This is a genomic window from Streptomyces sp. NPDC053755 (assembly GCF_040677675.1).
In the GTDB taxonomy this organism is placed as follows: Bacteria; Actinomycetota; Actinomycetes; order Streptomycetales; family Streptomycetaceae; genus Streptomyces.
This window is the reverse complement of sequence record NZ_JBFASK010000036.1, coordinates 25,382-39,554: the sequence shown is the minus strand read 5'-3', so window position 1 is coordinate 39,554 and position 14,173 is coordinate 25,382. Positions and strand designations below refer to the sequence as shown.

11 protein-coding genes, 2 pseudogenes and 1 riboswitch are annotated in these 14,173 nt (G+C 73.6%); of the genes and pseudogenes, 9 read left to right on the top strand and 4 right to left on the bottom strand.

The genetic code is table 11. From position 1 onward, the window contains the following. Nucleotides 1-8: 8 nt before the first annotated feature. Nucleotides 9-992 carry an ABC transporter substrate-binding protein gene (locus AB0K65_RS27170; RefSeq protein ID WP_365721004.1) on the bottom strand — a complete coding sequence of 328 codons (984 nt, stop codon included), beginning with the start codon at nucleotides 990-992 and terminating at the stop codon, nucleotides 9-11. Nucleotides 993-1,138: 146 nt separating this feature from the next. Next, nucleotides 1,139-1,322, bottom strand: a riboswitch (cobalamin riboswitch). 143 nt (nucleotides 1,323-1,465) lie between these two features. Here AB0K65_RS27170 and AB0K65_RS27165 point away from each other — a divergent pair. From AB0K65_RS27165 to AB0K65_RS27155, 3 genes are all read left to right on the top strand, one after another. Continuing rightward, complete coding sequence (locus AB0K65_RS27165; RefSeq protein ID WP_365720953.1) at nucleotides 1,466-2,104, top strand: methyltransferase domain-containing protein; 639 nt, start codon at nucleotides 1,466-1,468, stop codon at nucleotides 2,102-2,104. Between the two features lie 140 nt (nucleotides 2,105-2,244). Then, complete coding sequence (locus AB0K65_RS27160; RefSeq protein WP_365720951.1) at nucleotides 2,245-3,564, top strand: hypothetical protein; 1,320 nt, start codon at nucleotides 2,245-2,247, stop codon at nucleotides 3,562-3,564. An 88-nt stretch (nucleotides 3,565-3,652) separates the two neighbouring features. Continuing rightward, nucleotides 3,653-4,117 carry a hypothetical protein gene (locus tag AB0K65_RS27155; protein WP_365720949.1) on the top strand — a complete coding sequence of 155 codons (465 nt, stop codon included), beginning with the start codon at nucleotides 3,653-3,655 and terminating at the stop codon, nucleotides 4,115-4,117. A 64-nt stretch (nucleotides 4,118-4,181) separates the two neighbouring features. Here AB0K65_RS27155 and AB0K65_RS27150 read toward each other — a convergent pair. Continuing rightward, a pseudogene (locus AB0K65_RS27150) lies at nucleotides 4,182-4,452 on the bottom strand (cation:proton antiporter); the annotation flags it as partial. A 14-nt stretch (nucleotides 4,453-4,466) separates the two neighbouring features. Further along, nucleotides 4,467-4,736 (bottom strand): annotated as a pseudogene (locus AB0K65_RS27145) (potassium transporter TrkA); the annotation flags it as partial. Between the two features lie 231 nt (nucleotides 4,737-4,967). On the opposite strand from AB0K65_RS27145, the gene AB0K65_RS27140 reads away from it, so the two are divergent. Beyond that, nucleotides 4,968-5,717 (top strand): DUF6215 domain-containing protein, encoded by a 750-nt coding sequence (locus AB0K65_RS27140; RefSeq protein ID WP_365720947.1) that lies wholly within the window; start codon nucleotides 4,968-4,970, stop codon nucleotides 5,715-5,717. A gap of 66 nt (nucleotides 5,718-5,783) precedes the next feature. Here AB0K65_RS27140 and AB0K65_RS27135 read toward each other — a convergent pair whose 3' ends face one another. Next, nucleotides 5,784-7,154: an aminopeptidase P family protein gene (locus tag AB0K65_RS27135; protein ID WP_365720945.1), complete on the bottom strand. Its 1,371-nt coding sequence runs from the start codon at nucleotides 7,152-7,154 to the stop codon at nucleotides 5,784-5,786. Between the two features lie 190 nt (nucleotides 7,155-7,344). On the opposite strand from AB0K65_RS27135, the gene AB0K65_RS27130 reads away from it, so the two are divergent. The 5 genes from AB0K65_RS27130 (at nucleotide 7,345) to AB0K65_RS27110 (ending at nucleotide 14,156) form a co-directional block, all read left to right on the top strand. Further along, nucleotides 7,345-9,741, top strand: a complete 2,397-nt coding sequence (locus AB0K65_RS27130; protein ID WP_365720943.1) for a collagenase — start codon at nucleotides 7,345-7,347, stop codon at nucleotides 9,739-9,741. Nucleotides 9,742-9,955: 214 nt separating this feature from the next. Further along, entirely contained in the window at nucleotides 9,956-11,089 is a 1,134-nt protein-coding gene (locus AB0K65_RS27125; RefSeq protein WP_365720941.1) for an FAD-binding oxidoreductase, read from the top strand. Between the two features lie 287 nt (nucleotides 11,090-11,376). Further along, a complete protein-coding gene (locus tag AB0K65_RS27120; RefSeq protein ID WP_365721002.1) occupies nucleotides 11,377-11,670 on the top strand; it encodes a (2Fe-2S)-binding protein in 294 nt (97 codons plus the stop codon). After that, complete coding sequence (locus AB0K65_RS27115; protein ID WP_365720939.1) at nucleotides 11,651-13,120, top strand: NAD(P)/FAD-dependent oxidoreductase; 1,470 nt, start codon at nucleotides 11,651-11,653, stop codon at nucleotides 13,118-13,120. Before AB0K65_RS27120 ends, AB0K65_RS27115 begins: the two co-directional genes overlap by 20 nt. Before the next feature lie 169 nt (nucleotides 13,121-13,289). Further along, entirely contained in the window at nucleotides 13,290-14,156 is an 867-nt protein-coding gene (locus AB0K65_RS27110) for a dihydrodipicolinate synthase family protein (protein WP_365721000.1), read from the top strand. Nucleotides 14,157-14,173: the final 17 nt, after the last annotated feature.

The window sequence follows — 14,173 nt, the reverse complement described above, 5'->3', positions numbered from 1 at the left end:
CGGGGCCGTCACCGGAAGCGCTCGGGATGCAGCCCGCGGGCGAGGTCCTCCACCGCGTACGGCGCGCGGACCCCGACCAGGGTCGCGGTCAGCGGCAGCACCACGAAGCGCTTGTTCCGTACCGCCGGCACCTCGGCGAGGGCCGGCTGTGACAGCAGGAACTCCTTCTTCCGCTCGACGCTGTCCGCCCCCGCGTAGTCGTAGATGGCGATGACCTCCGGCTTGCGGGCGACGACCTGTTCCCAGGAGACGTCACCGAAGACGTCGTCCAGGTCGGCGAAGACGTTGGCGCCTCCGGCGAGCCGGATGACCTCGGTGCCGAGGCTCTTGCCCCCCGCGGTGAACGCGGACTTGTCGCCGCTGTCGTACACGAAGACGGGGACGGAGGGCGCGCCCTCGACGGCCTCCGTCGTCTTCGCGACGCGGCCCCGGAGGTCGGCCACCAGCGCGTCGGCGCGCTCCGGAACGCCGAAGAGCGAGCCGATCGCGCGGATCTCGTCGTACGTGTCCGTCATCGACACCTTCTTCTTCCCGCAGTACTCGCGGTTGAGATAGGTGTCGATGCCGGCGTCGGCGAACGCCTTCCGCGAGCGTCCCTCGTTCTCGGAGAACGCGCTGGCGTAGCCGCCGTAGACGAAGTCCGGTTCCGCGTCGAGGACGGACTCGAACGACGGCTCCTTCCTGGCCAGTTCCGGGATCGCCGCGAAGTCCTTCCGGAAAGCGGGCAGGACGTCCGAGTCGGGGAACGCCGTGCCGACCATCCGGTTCTTCAGCCCGAGGGCCAGCATCAGCTCCGCGGGGTGCTGGTGGATCGTCACCACCCGGGAGGGTGGCTTGTCGTACGTGGTGCGCGTACCGCAGTTGTCGACGGTGACGGGGAAGCCCTTGGCGGCCGGTGCGGGGCCCTTCGGGCCGGAGGCCGTGGACGGCGAGGTGCCGCAGCCGGTGAGCAGGACTCCCGACAGGGCGAGGGCCAGGGCCGCGGCGCGCACGGAGCGGCGTCGCGGACGGGCGGCCGGACGCCGGCGCGGGGTGGGGCATGTGCCGGGCGTACGAGGCGCCCCGGAGATGAGGGGCGTGCCGGGCACGCGGGACGTGCTGGGGTACAAGAAAAGCCTCCTGGGGAGTCCGCGCTCCTCGGATCGGGCCCGCGACAGGCCAGTTTCCTGACTCCCGGATCGGCGTACACCCCAGCCTTCCCACGCGTGCGCTCAGTGGCGTCTCGACGGGTGCACTCCCCGGTCACAGTGGCGGGACCGTGCCGGATTCGCACCGGCTTCCTGTCTCCCGTCGCGGTGATGACCAGGTGATCCTACGGTTCCGCGCGAGCGGAACGGAAGCGGGCACGCCCCGGGCCCCGCCGCGTAGTTGCCGAATCGGCAAGCATGTTTGACGTTTTTCCGCGCCTTGGCGACTCTGGGCCCAGGTGCCGCCGGCACTGCGCGACCATCCCGAAGGAGCCTTCATGCCGACCTCGCAGCCCACCGATCCGACGGAGTTCTGGGAAGAGCGCTACAGCACCAGCGCCCGCGTCTGGAGCGGCGACCCGAACCCGCTCCTCGTCCGTGAGGCGGCCGGCCTGGAGCCGGGCACCGCCCTGGACCTGGGCTGCGGTGAGGGAGGTGACGTGCTGTGGCTGGCCTCGCGCGGATGGCGGGTGACCGGCGTGGACATCTCCGCCACCGCCCTCGAGCGGGCGGCGGCCCACGCCGCCGAGGCGGGTCTCGCCGACCGCGTGGCCTTCGAGCGGCACGAACTCGGAGTGACCTTCCCCAAGGGCGAGTTCGGTCTGGTGAGCGCCCAGTTCCTCCAGTCGCCCGTCGCCCTGGACCAGGAGGGCGTGCTCAGGTCGGCCGCCGAAGCGGTCGCGCCGGGCGGCACCCTCCTCATCGCGATGCACGCCGCGTGGCCCTCCTGGATGGAGGAGCACGAGTACCCGTTCGACGCCGATTTCCCCACGCTCGAAGGCGTGCTCGCGATGCTCGACCTGTCGCACCCCTGGCGGGTGGACACCCTGGAGGGTGTGGAGCGCGCCCTGTCCTCGCCCGACGGCAGGTCCGGAACCCGGGTGGACAACGTGTGGCGGCTGACCCGTACCGCCTGAAACGAGCCGCCTGACCAGCCGCCCGGTCGGTGCGGCCCTCCCCACCCCGGCTCGCGCGCCGTCGCGAGGGGCGGCTCGGCCCCTCGCACACCTGTGTGATCATGACGGGTCGGGTCCGGACAGGACCCAGGGGAGGGAACATGGCGTACACGGACACCAACGGCATCGACCTGTCCGGCGTGACGGGCAGGCTGCTCCAGACCGTGGACCTGGTGAAGAACCCGGCTCCGCAGGCCATCGCGACGGACACCGTCAACGGGCACGTCTTCGTGCTCCAGGTGGAGAGCTCGGCCACGGCGTCGGCGGGCAACATGTACCTCAACCGCATCGACCGGCAGACCGGAGTGCGTACGGGCTCGATGCAGCTGAAGGGCTTCGGGCACGGTCTCGCCATGGGCGTGGAACCGGTCGGCGCCGACAGCCACGTCTGGACCGAGGTCGGCCCGCTCCATGTCACGAGCGGGGGCACGGCCTTCGGCAAGGCCGTCACGCGGTTCCGGTTCGAGGACGGGGCGGTGCTCGACGGAGCCGCGATCCCGCAGGAGCGGAAGTTCACCGCGCCCGGCAGCACCGCCGGCACCGGGCCTTCGACCGACCCGGTGAACGGCCTCCTGACGGTGATGTACCACCAGGGCGGCGAGCGCCGCTTCACGCGCTACGACCTGACCGGCGCCGCCGCCGGCGACTGGGCACCGGTGGGCCCGACGTTCACGGTGCCCGCCGGAGAGGACACCACCCCCGCGGTGCCGTCGCCCTACCCGCTGGAGCCGAAGCTCACCTTCCAGGGGTTCGCGAGCCTCGGTGACGTCCTGTACGTGTACCAGTGGGCGCCGTACGACAAGGACAAGGACCCGGCCCTTCCCAGCGAGTTCCCGGGGATCACGTTCCTCACCTCGTACTCGTGGACGACGGGACAGCGGCTCGACCGGCAGGTGGTCACGGGCGCCGACGGCCTCACGCGGCGGGAACCCGAGGGGCTCGCCGTCGAGGTCGACCCGGCGACGGGGGAGACACGCCTGCTGTTCGGGTTCAGCAACACCACGCCGGGCAGCGAGTTCGCCCGCGACGTCACGATCGGCTGGTACCCGACCAGGCCGGCCGTGGACGGGATCAAGGTGCTGTCGGACTGGGAGGACCTCGTCCTCGAAGCCGGGACCGCCCCGGGCGCCCAGCGCCCGCGCGGCCGCCTGATCGCCATGGCCGGCACCACCCACCTCCAGCTGCGCGGCACCCTGACCTGCTTTCCCGGCCTGACGGCGGACGGCAAGGTCGCCACGCTGCCGCACCGGCTGCGCCCCACCCGGCCGGCCCGCCAGAACGTGCCGCGGAACAACTTCCACGGGCGCTGCGTCTGCCGCGTCGAGGCGGACGTCCACGGCGCGCTCTGGGCGTACGGCGCCACCGCCGACAACGCCATCACGTGGATCGACCTCGACGGCGTCTCGGTCGCCTGGCGATGACGGCACGCCGTCCCGGTCGCCCACGGCCCCGGGCCGTCGCCGCCCCGCCCCCTCGCCGCCCCGTCCTACCCGATCCGGAGGATCGCGCATGAACCGCCCCACCACCAGCCGCCGTTCCCTGCTCGGAGCGGTGCTGGCCGCCCCGGCCGTCGCCGTCGGCACCCCGCTGCTGTCCGCCTCACCCGCCGCCGCGGCGGACGTACCGGAAGGGTGTCAGCTCCTGGTCGACTGGACGGACCTCACGCTCGCCCCGGGCGTCGTGGCCGAGGCGCCCGCGCAGGCACGGGTCATCCGGCTCGCGGGCACCGAGTACCTGCAACTGCGCGGCACGGTCACCTGCTCCTTCACCGGCGACGCCCAGCTGGGCACCCTGCCCGCCACGATCCGCCCGCCGAAGCTGACCCGCGGGATCTGCCCCCGCAACAACTACCAGGGCGTCAACGCCGTCCGCGTCGAGGCCAACACCCTGGGCGTCGTGACGGTCTTCGGGCCGCAGACGACCAACAAGGTCACCTGGATCCAGCTGGACAGCTTCTCTTCCGTCCTCCTCTGACCGAGCGGGACGACGACGGACCGGATCCGCGTGCCTCACCCCGCGCTTCCGGTCCGTCGCTCGCTCATGTCCTGCCGACGGGTCCCGCGTCGTCCACCGGCTCCAGCGCCTCCGAGAGGGTCTGGGCCCGGTCCGGCGTCGGCGTAGGGCCGGGGGTGCTCCCGCGGCGGCGCCCGGTGAGGTAGGTGGCGACCGGTCCGGTGTAGCGGGGCGTGAGCGGGCCGAGGATGACCAGGACGAGAGCGTACGCGGTGGCCAGGGGGCCGAGCGCGGGCTCGAATGCCCGCCGTCACGGCCAGGCCCGCGATCACGATGGAGAACTCGCCCCGGGCCACCGGGGTGGGCGCGTCCGTTCCGTCACCAGCCCGAGGCCGGTGGTGGACGGCAGGTTGGGGCTGTGGTGCGCGGGCATCAGCGCGTCGACCGGGGCCTCCGCCTCACGACCGGTCGGTCTTCACGGACAGCGCGCACTCGTCCGGATCGTCCTGCGGTGCGCGTCGAGCGTCCGTGCGCCGTCGCGGTGGGCGATCACCGAAAGGCGCCGGTGCTCGCGGGTGGTGAGGTCGTAGCGGACCCCGAAACCGGGTAGCGGGGTCCGGCTGAGGCGAGGAGCGGGCACGGAGAACCCCCAGGTCAGTGGTGTCGTAGTGGCGCGGAAGGCGCGGCTCCGCCCCCCCGTCGCCACCCTGAGGGCCGGGGATCCGCCCGCATCCCGGGCACGTGGGAGGAAGGTCGCGGAGGGCCGGAGCGGCGCCGTGCCGGAAAGGCCTTGGTGCGCCGGATGATCACGGGTTAAGGTCCGCGGGCACGTGGCGGGGAACCACGGCGGGAATCACGGCGGGTGGGGGACATGGCCGAGGACATCGACGCGCTTCCGAGAGGCGCGGGCGCGTGGGGGCAGGCCGTCATGGCCCTGGGAATGGTGGCCGTGCTGGCCCTCGCCGTGGGTGTGGGGCACGTGTGGGAGAACGCGTCCGCGAACGACGCCGCCGTGCGGCCCGTGACGTGTGCGGACGGGGAGTCGGGAGGGGCGGGCCAGGCGTCGGGGGACGCCGGCCGGGCGTCGGCGAAGACCCGGGCCCGGCAGCCCCGGCGCGTCTCGGGGGCGGAGCTGTGCGCGGCGCTGCACCGCTCCGACCTCGCCGCCCTCCTGGGCACGCCGACGGAGACGGCGACGAGCGCCAGTGGCGGTGACGGCTCCGTCCGCCTCGCCGGCGAGGAGATCGCCCTCCCCTCCGCCCAGGTCGAGTTCGCGACCTACACCGTGTCGCTGTCGGCCACCTACGACCGTCTGCCCGTGGCCGGATCCGCGGCCCTGCTGGGAGCCGGCGCCCAGGAGCGGACGGTCCTGGGCCGACCGGCGGTGCTCTACTGGGACCACACGCTCAGGATCAGCTTCCGCCTCGACGGAAGCGACGCGGACAGCGGCCCGGGAGTGCCCGTCGGAGTCCTCTCCGTGGCCCGGAGTCCGCAGGACGGCGGCGACAGCTTCGAGTTGTCGCTGTGGCGTTCGGACGGCGCGGTGCCGAGCGACGCGGTACTGGTCCGTGTCGCGGAGAAGGTACTGCCGACGGTGCCGGGGTGGGCCGCTCACGGGTGAGCGGCCCGCCGTCCCGATCCGTCGGCGCGTAAAGGGGTCGGCCGTGGATCAGCCCTCGGCCGTGGATCAGCCCTCCAGCAGGTTCCCCATCCACTCCTCGATGCCCGCCACCGTGCGCGGCAGGGCGCCCGACATCAGGCGGGCGCCCGTCGCCGTGACGACGAGGTCGTCCTCGATGCGGACGCCGATGCCGCGCAGTTGCGCCGGCAGGGTCTCGTCGTCCGGCTGGAGGTAGAGGCCCGGCTCGACGGTCAGGACGTGGCCTTCCTCCAGGACGCCGTCGGTGTAGGTCTCGGCCCGCGCCTTCGCGCAGTCGTGGACGTCGAGCCCCAGCATGTGGCCGCTGCCGCACAGGGTGTACCTGCGGTGCAGGTCGCCTTCGGCGCTCTTCAGGACGCCCCACGCGGCCAGCCCTTCCGCGATCACCCGCATCGCGGCCCGGTGGAAGTCCCGGAAGCCGGCCCCCGGCCGCAGGGCCGCGATACCCGCCTCCTGGGCGGCCAGCACCAGTTCGTACACCTCGCGCTGGACCGGTGAGAAGCGCCCGGACAGGGGGAGGGTACGGGTGACGTCGGCCGTGTAGAGGGTGTCGGTCTCCACCCCGGCGTCGAGGAGCAGGAGGTCGTTCCGGTCGAGCCGGCCGTCGTTGCGTATCCAGTGCAGGACGCACGCGTGGGCGCCCGACGCCGCGATGGTGTCGTAGCCGGTGCCGTTGCCCTCCGCCCGGGCCCGCAGGCCGAACACCCCCTCGATCCACCGCTCACCGCGGGTGTGCGCCAGCGCGCGCGGCAGCGCCCGTACGACGTCCTCGAAACCCGCCGTGGTGTGGTCGACGGCGAGCTGCAGCTGCCCGACCTCCCAGGCATCCTTCACCAGGCGCAACTCGGAGAGGGCGCAGTCCAGTTCGGCGTCCTCCGAGGCCCTGCGGCCGGGCGGGGAGCCCAGGGTGTCCAGGTGGGCGCAGCGCAGGCCCGTGAGCCGTTCCGCCTCCGCGAGGTCGGGGCGGCGGCCGACCCAGAACTCCCCGTACCTGCGGTCCCGGAAGAACGCGTCCTCGCCTTCCGCGCGGGGCGACCGGGGGCGCAGGTACAGCACCGCCTCGTGGCGTTGCGGACCGACCGGTTCCAGCACCAGGACGTGTCCCGCCTGGTCCTCGCCCGTCAGGCCGGTCAGCCACGCGTACGCGCTGTGCGGACGGAAGCGGTGGTCGCAGTCGTTGGAGCGCACCGTCAGCTCCCCGGCCGGGACGATCAGCCGTTCCCCGGGGAAGCGCGCCGAGAGCCGGGCACGCCGGCCGGGGGTGGAGTCGTGTGCCGGCACCCGGGCGGACGCGGGCAGCGGCGAGGGCGACCAGCCGTCACCCATGAAGCGGGACAGATCGGGAGACACCTGCAGGTCGTGGCTGCCGATGTGCAGGCGCGCGGGGGAGTCGGTCACGGGGCTCCTCGTGAAGAAGCGAACTGGTGGGCGCACAGGGCTTGTCAGTGCAATTTCACATTACTATGTTACAGCTCACATCGCGGCATGTTCCTCTCCGTCAACCTCCGTGCGGCACGCGGCGGTTGACGCGTCCGTCGCCGCGTCCAGCGCACCACTTCCCCCACCTCCCACCCCCCAGGAGCACTTGGTGTCCCAGCACAGAGCCGCGCGCACGTCCCTCCTGTCGGCCGCCGTGGCGGTCACCCTCCTCACCACGGCCGGCCAGGCGTGGACCTCGACCGCCGCACCCGGCTCCGCCGCGGCCCCGACGTCCGCGCCGGCGAGCGCCCCCGGAGCCGTCCCGCCCCCCTCGGCGGGCGCGTTCGCCTCCGGCGCGCCCGGCGCCGACCCCTTCGACGAGGTCGACCGCCTCGCCTCGGAGCGGAGGAAGGCGCCGGCCTCCTCGTCCGCCCCCGGAGCCCGCACCGCCGACGGCCGCGTCCCCGGAGCCTCCACCGCCGCACCGCCGTCCCCGCGTGCGGAGAAGCTCGCCGCCCGCACGGCACGGACGGCCGCGGGCGTCCCCTGCACCCTCGACGGGATCACGCGCCTCGCGCCGGAACAGTTCGCGGACTTCCTCGGCGACCCGGCCGTCCTCGCCGACGACTGTCTGCGCGGCCTGATCTGGACCTGGGACGCCCGCCTGACGCCCGTCATGTCCGACGCGCACGTCCAGGCCGTGTCCCGCCGCATATCCGCCCTGGCCGCCACTCACGACGGCCGGAACTCCTCCCACCTGGAGGAGATGTTCACGTACCTGCACGCCGTGGCCTACCACGACCACACCCGCTCCGAGATCGACATCACGGACGCCCCGACCGTGGACGCCATGCGGCGCGCCATCGCCGACTTCGGCGCCGCCGCCCGCACCTTCGACGTCACCGCGGCCAACGCCCGCACCCTGCGCGAGGCGCTCTACGCGGGCAGCGCCCCGGGCCTGCGCGCACACCAGACCGGACTGATCAAGAAGGTCCTGGCCACCATGGACCCGTCCCACCCGGCCACCCACCTGGACCCGGCCTGGGCGGGCGCCGCGCTCGCCGCGCTGTCCGTCAACTACCTCGGCGTCTACCCGGGGAACGCCGACACCGCGTTCCACGCGGCCGTGACCGCGGACGACTCCTACCGCGCCGCCTTCAAGGCCTTCGCCGGCCACGCCCACCTCAAGGGCACCGCCAACGCCTGGGTCGCGCGCGACGCCCTCGGAGAGTACGGCCGCTTCGGCCAGATCGCCGCCCTCCGGGACCGGATCGTCCCCGACCTCGGCGCCCTTCTGCCCGTCGCCCGCTCGACGTTCGGTGACGGCAGCCAGCCGTGGGCCAAGCTCGTCTCCTGGCTCGGCTTCTACGAGGCGTGCGAGCCGTACGGAGTCTGCAAGGAGGACATCGAGAAGCGGATCTTCCCGTACACCTACACCTACGACAACGGCGCCATCAAGGTCCGCACCGGCCTGGACCGGGCCACCGTCGACCAGTTGTACTACGCCGCCAAGCAGGTCAAGGCGCAGTACCACCGGGTCCTGGGCACCGAACAGCCGCTCGCCGGGGACCCCAACACCACGCTCACCATCGTGCTGTACGCCTCGCGGGCCGACTACGAGAACTACCACCCCATCCTGACCGGCTACGACACGAACAACGGCGGGATCTACATCGAGAAGGGCGCCACCTTCTACACGTACCAGCGCCGTGTCCCGCAGGACTCCTCGCTCACGCTCGAGGAGCTCTTCCGGCACGAGTACACGCACTACCTCAACGGCCGGTTCGCCGTGCCCGGATTCTTCGGTGAGGGCCCCTGGTACGAAGGGGACAGGACGACCGCCATGGACGAGGGCACCGCCGAGTTCTTCGACGGAGCCACCCGCGACAACGGCATCGCCGTGCGCAAGTCCCTGGTCAAGAGCATCATCGCCGACACCGCGGGCGGCGGCCCGAGGATGACCGTCGAGCAGATACTGAACGCCACCTACGAAGGCGACGGCTTCCGCTTCTACAGCTACGCCGGGACCTTCTTCGAGTACCTGTGGACCGAGAGGCCCTCGGTGCTCCGCGAGATGTACACCCACCTGCGCGGCAACGACGTCGCCGGCTACGACGCGTGGCGCCACCGGCTCGGCGCGGACACCTACACGCAGCGAGGCTACGACCGCTTCCTCGACGCGCAGATCGCCAGGGTCGACGACCTCTTCGTGCCGGACACCGTCTACACCACGAACGACCGGCTCCGCGACGCCGCGCTCGCGAACGTGAAGACCTCGTTCGCGAGCGCCACCCACAACACGCCGGACTGCGTCGAGAACGGCGATCCCGGCAAGCGCCGGTTCACCTGCACCGGCCGGATCACCGCCAACCTGAAGGACTGGCGCAGCGCCGACCAGAACTTCAAGGACATGTCCGAGACGGTGGACTACTTCCTTCTGGACCGGGCGGGCGCGGTCTCCAACAACCTGGCCGACATGAACTGCTCCTTCGGCCCGGTGGAGATATGGAGCAACCGGGTGGCGGGAACGTCCCCGTACAGCTGCGAGGGACCGCTGCGCAGCTAGTCCGTCCGCCCGTCCGGCGTTCATCGGTCGTCCGGACGGCCGATCGTCCTCCGAAGCCGAAGCCGAAGCCGAAGCCGAAGCCGAAGCCGAAGCCGAAGCCGAAGCCGACCCCATGCGGGGGCGCCGCGGTCCCGTCCCGTCCTCCTGGCGGGACCGGACCGCAGCGGCCCCCGGCACCCTGGCCGCCCTCTGAAGAATGTGACACCTTACTGCCGTGGACGTGATCGTTATCGGTGCCGGCGTCGTCGGTGCCGCATGCGCGTACGACGCCGCCCGCGCGGGCCTCTCCGTCGCCGTGGTCGACCGGGGCGCCGTCGGGGGCGGCACCACCGGCGCCGGGGAGGGCAATCTGCTGGTCTCCGACAAGGAGGCGGGCCCCGAGCTCGACCTCGCCCTGTTCTCCGCCGGTCTGTGGCGGGACCTCGCCGCGGCGCTCCCGGGGGAGTTCGAGTACGAGCCCAAGGGCGGGATCGTCGTCGCCCCCGACGACGCCGCCCTCAAGGCGCTGCGCGTCTTCGCGGACGGCCAGCGGGGCGCGGGCGTCGACGCGGTGGAGGTGCCGGCCGGCGCGCTGCACGACCTGGAACCGCATCTGGCCCCGGGCCTGGCGGGCGCCTTCCACTATCCGCAGGACGCCCAGGTCCAGCCCGCCCGCGCGGCGGCCCGCCTTCTCGCCGCCTCCGGCGCCACGCTGCACCTGGGCGAGGAGGTGACCGACATCGTGAGGAGGAAGGGGGCCGTTCGCGGTGTCCGCACCCGAGCGGGAACGGAGATCCTGGCCCCCCACGTGGTGAACGCCGCGGGCACCTGGGGCGGACGCGTCGCGGAACTGGCGGGCGTGAACCTGCCCGTACTCCCGCGCCGCGGCTTCGTCCTGGTGACGGAGCCACTGCCCCGCGTCGTGCGGCACAAGGTGTACGCCGCCGACTACATCTCCGACGTCGCCAGCGGCTCCGCCGCCCTGCAGTCCTCGGCGGTGGTCGAGGGCACGCCGTCGGGGCCGGTGCTCATCGGGGCGACCCGCGAGCGCGTGGGCTTCGACCGGTCCCTGTCGGTGGAGGCCCTGCGCCGGCTGGCCGCCCAGGCCGCGGCGCTGTTCCCGGTCCTGGCGGACGTGCGCGTGCTGCGCACCTACCTCGGCTTCCGCCCGTACCTCCCGGACCACCTCCCGGCGATCGGACCCGACCCCCGCGTCCCCGGCCTCCTGCACGCCTGCGGCCACGAGGGCGCCGGCATCGGCCTCGCCCCGGCCACGGGCCGCCTGATCACGGCCGCCCTGACGGGCACCCGGCCGCCGGTGGACCCCACGCCGTTCCGCCCCGACCGGTTCGAGGGAACACCCCGGTGAGCGGCAACGGCCCGCGGGAGAGACCGCTGCGGGGGCTCGACGCCGCCTGCTTCCGCACGACCGAACCGATGACGCCCGCCCGGGCTTCCTCCCGCACGACCGAACCGATGACCGCCGCCCGTGTCCCCTCCGGCACGACCGAACCGTGTTCGTGCCCGCACCCGAAGGAGCCCCGGCCGATGAACGACCCCGCCGCCGACGCGTCCGCCGATCCCGCTCGGGAGGCCGCACCGCGCCAGGCGCGCCGGCGGCCCTGGTGGTCGGCGCGCCGGCGGTCGCCGCGCGGCCTGGTGGGCGGAGCGCCGGAGGCGACGTACGTCCTCCGGTTCGACGGCCGTGAACTGACCGCGCAGGCGGGCCAGAGCGTCGCCGCCGTGCTCTGGAACGCCGGCGTCCTCGCCTGGCGCACCACCCGCGAGGGAGACGCCCCGCGGGGGGTGTTCTGCGGGATCGGCGTCTGTCACGACTGCCTCGTCACCGTCAACGGCCGTCCCAACCAACGGGCCTGCCTCCTACCCGCCCGCCCCGGGGACGACGTCACCACACAGAAGGGGACCGGCCATGCCGACCTGGCCGTCTGAGGCGACGCCCGACGCCGAGGGGCCGTCGGGCGCAGCGCCTGCCCAGGCGCCGTCCCACGCCCCGGTCCCCGACCTCGCCGTCGTCGGTGCCGGGCCGGCCGGGCTCGCCGCCGCCGTCACCGCCGCGGCCCTCGGTCTGCGCGTCGTCGTCCTGGACGCAGGCGACCGCCCCGGCGGCCAGTACTACCGCAGCCCCGCCCCCGGGCTCGGCGCGGCCCGGCCGGAGGCCCTGCACCACGACTGGGCGGCCTTCGCCGCCCGCGAGGCCGCCTTCCGCGGACACGAGTCGACGGGCCGCATCACGTACCTCCCCGCCCACCACGTGTGGACGGTGGTACGGGCGGACTCCGTGACGGGCGAGGGCTGGGTGCTGCACGCCGTGGCGGGCGAAGACGACAGGGCCGTGAGGGTGCGGGCGAGGACCGTGCTGCTGGCCACCGGAGCCTACGAGCGGCAACTGCCTTTTCCGGGCTGGACGTTGCCCGGGGTCGTGGGGGCCGGCGGAGCCCAGGCCATGCTCAAGAGCGGTCTGGTGCTTCCGGGCAGGCGGGTCGTGGTCGCCGGCAGCGGGCCACTGCTGCCTGCCGTCGCCGGGTCGCTCGCCGCCGCAGGGGCCCGCGTACCCGCCGTCGTCGAAGCAGGTGCCTACACCGGCTACGCCCGGCACGCGTCCGCGCTCCTCCGCAATGCCGGCAAGCTCGCCGAGGGCGCCGCGTACGGCGGCGCCCTGCTCCGCCACCGGATCCGCCTCCTCGCCCGGCACGCCGTCACCGAAGTCCACGGCACCGACCGCGTCGAGGCGGTCACGGTGGCCCGGATCGACCACGAGTGGCGCCCGCTGGCCGGCACCGCCCGGAGGATTCCGTGCGACGCCGTGGCCGTCGGCCACGGGCTCGTGCCCCAACTGGAGCTGGCCACCGGCCTGGGCTGTGCCACCCGCTCCGCAGGCGACGGCACCGTTGCACTCGCCCTGGACTCCCGGCAGCGCACGTCCGTCCCGGGCATCTGGTCCGCCGGTGAGACAGGCGGCATCGGCGGAGCCCGACTGGCCCTCACCGAGGGCGAGATCGCGGCCCGCGCGATCGCCGGCGCGGTCGTCCCCACCGCCCTGCTGCGCCGCCGCCTCCGGCTGCGTGCCTTCGCGGCCGCCATGACCGCGGTCCACCGCCCCGGCCCCGGCTGGAGGGGCGGGCTGCGCGACGACACCGAGGTGTGCCGCTGTGAGGAGGTGCCGGCCGGCCGGATCCGCGAGGCGGTCGCCGGTCTGGGCGCCCGGGACGTCCGTACGGTCAAACTGCTCACCCGCGCCGGTATGGGCTGGTGCCAGGGCCGTATGTGCGGACCCGCCGTCGCCGCCCTCGTCGGCGAGCCGCCCGTCGCCGACCGACGCCCCTTCTCCTGTCCGGTCCCGCTGCGTCATCTCGCCGAACTGCCCGCCACGGAGAGCTGATTCGACGGCCGGTGCTCTTGCGGGCTGGAGCACACCACCTTGTAAAATGTCACACATCACTTGAGGAGTTGCGATGACCCACGCGCCTTCCCCCGCGCCCACCCCGCCCCCCGGATCCGAGCCCGCCCCGCCCGCCCGCGCATCGCGTACCCGCCCCTGGCGCGGAATCATGGTCGCCACGGCCCTCCCGATGCGTGAGGACCTCTCCGTCGACTTCGACGCCTACGCCGAGCACGTCGCCTGGCTGATCGCCAACGGCTGTGACGGCGTGGTCCCCAACGGCTCACTCGGTGAGTACCAGACCCTCACCGACGAGGAGCGGTCCCGCGTCGTCCGCACCGCCGTGGAGGCGGCGGGGGGTGACGGAGCCCGTGTCATGCCCGGCGTCGCCGCCTACGGCAGCGCCGAAGCGCGCCGCTGGGCCGACCAGGCCGCCGAGGCGGGCGCCGGCTCCGTCCTCCTGCTGCCCCCCAACGCCTACCGTGCCGACGAGACCGCCGTACGCGCCCACTACGCCGAGGTCGCCCGCGCCGGGCTCCCCGTCGTCGCCTACAACAACCCCGTCGACACCAAGGTGGACCTGACCCCGGCCCTCCTCGCCCGGCTCCACGGCGAGGGATCCGTCGTCGCCGTCAAGGAGTTCAGCGGAGACGTCCGCCGCGCCTACGAGATCGCCGAACTCGCACCCGGCCTCGACCTCCTCGTCGGCGCCGACGACGTCCTGCTCGAACTCGCCCTCGCCGGCGCCGTCGGCTGGGTGGCCGGCTACCCCAACGCGCTGCCGCGTTCCTGCGCCGCCCTCTACCACGCGGCGGTCTCCGGGGACCTCGGCACCGCGCTCCCGCTGTACAAGTCCCTGCACCCGCTGCTCCGCTGGGACTCCAGGACCGAGTTCGTCCAGGCCATCAAGGCATCCATGGACCTGGCAGGCCGCACCGGCGGCCCCACCCGCCCTCCCCGCTCTCCGCTCACCGGCGAGACCGGGGCCGCCGTCCGCGCCGCGACCGAGAAGGCCCTCGCCGAGGGGCACCGCTAAGCGATCCCGGAGGAGAC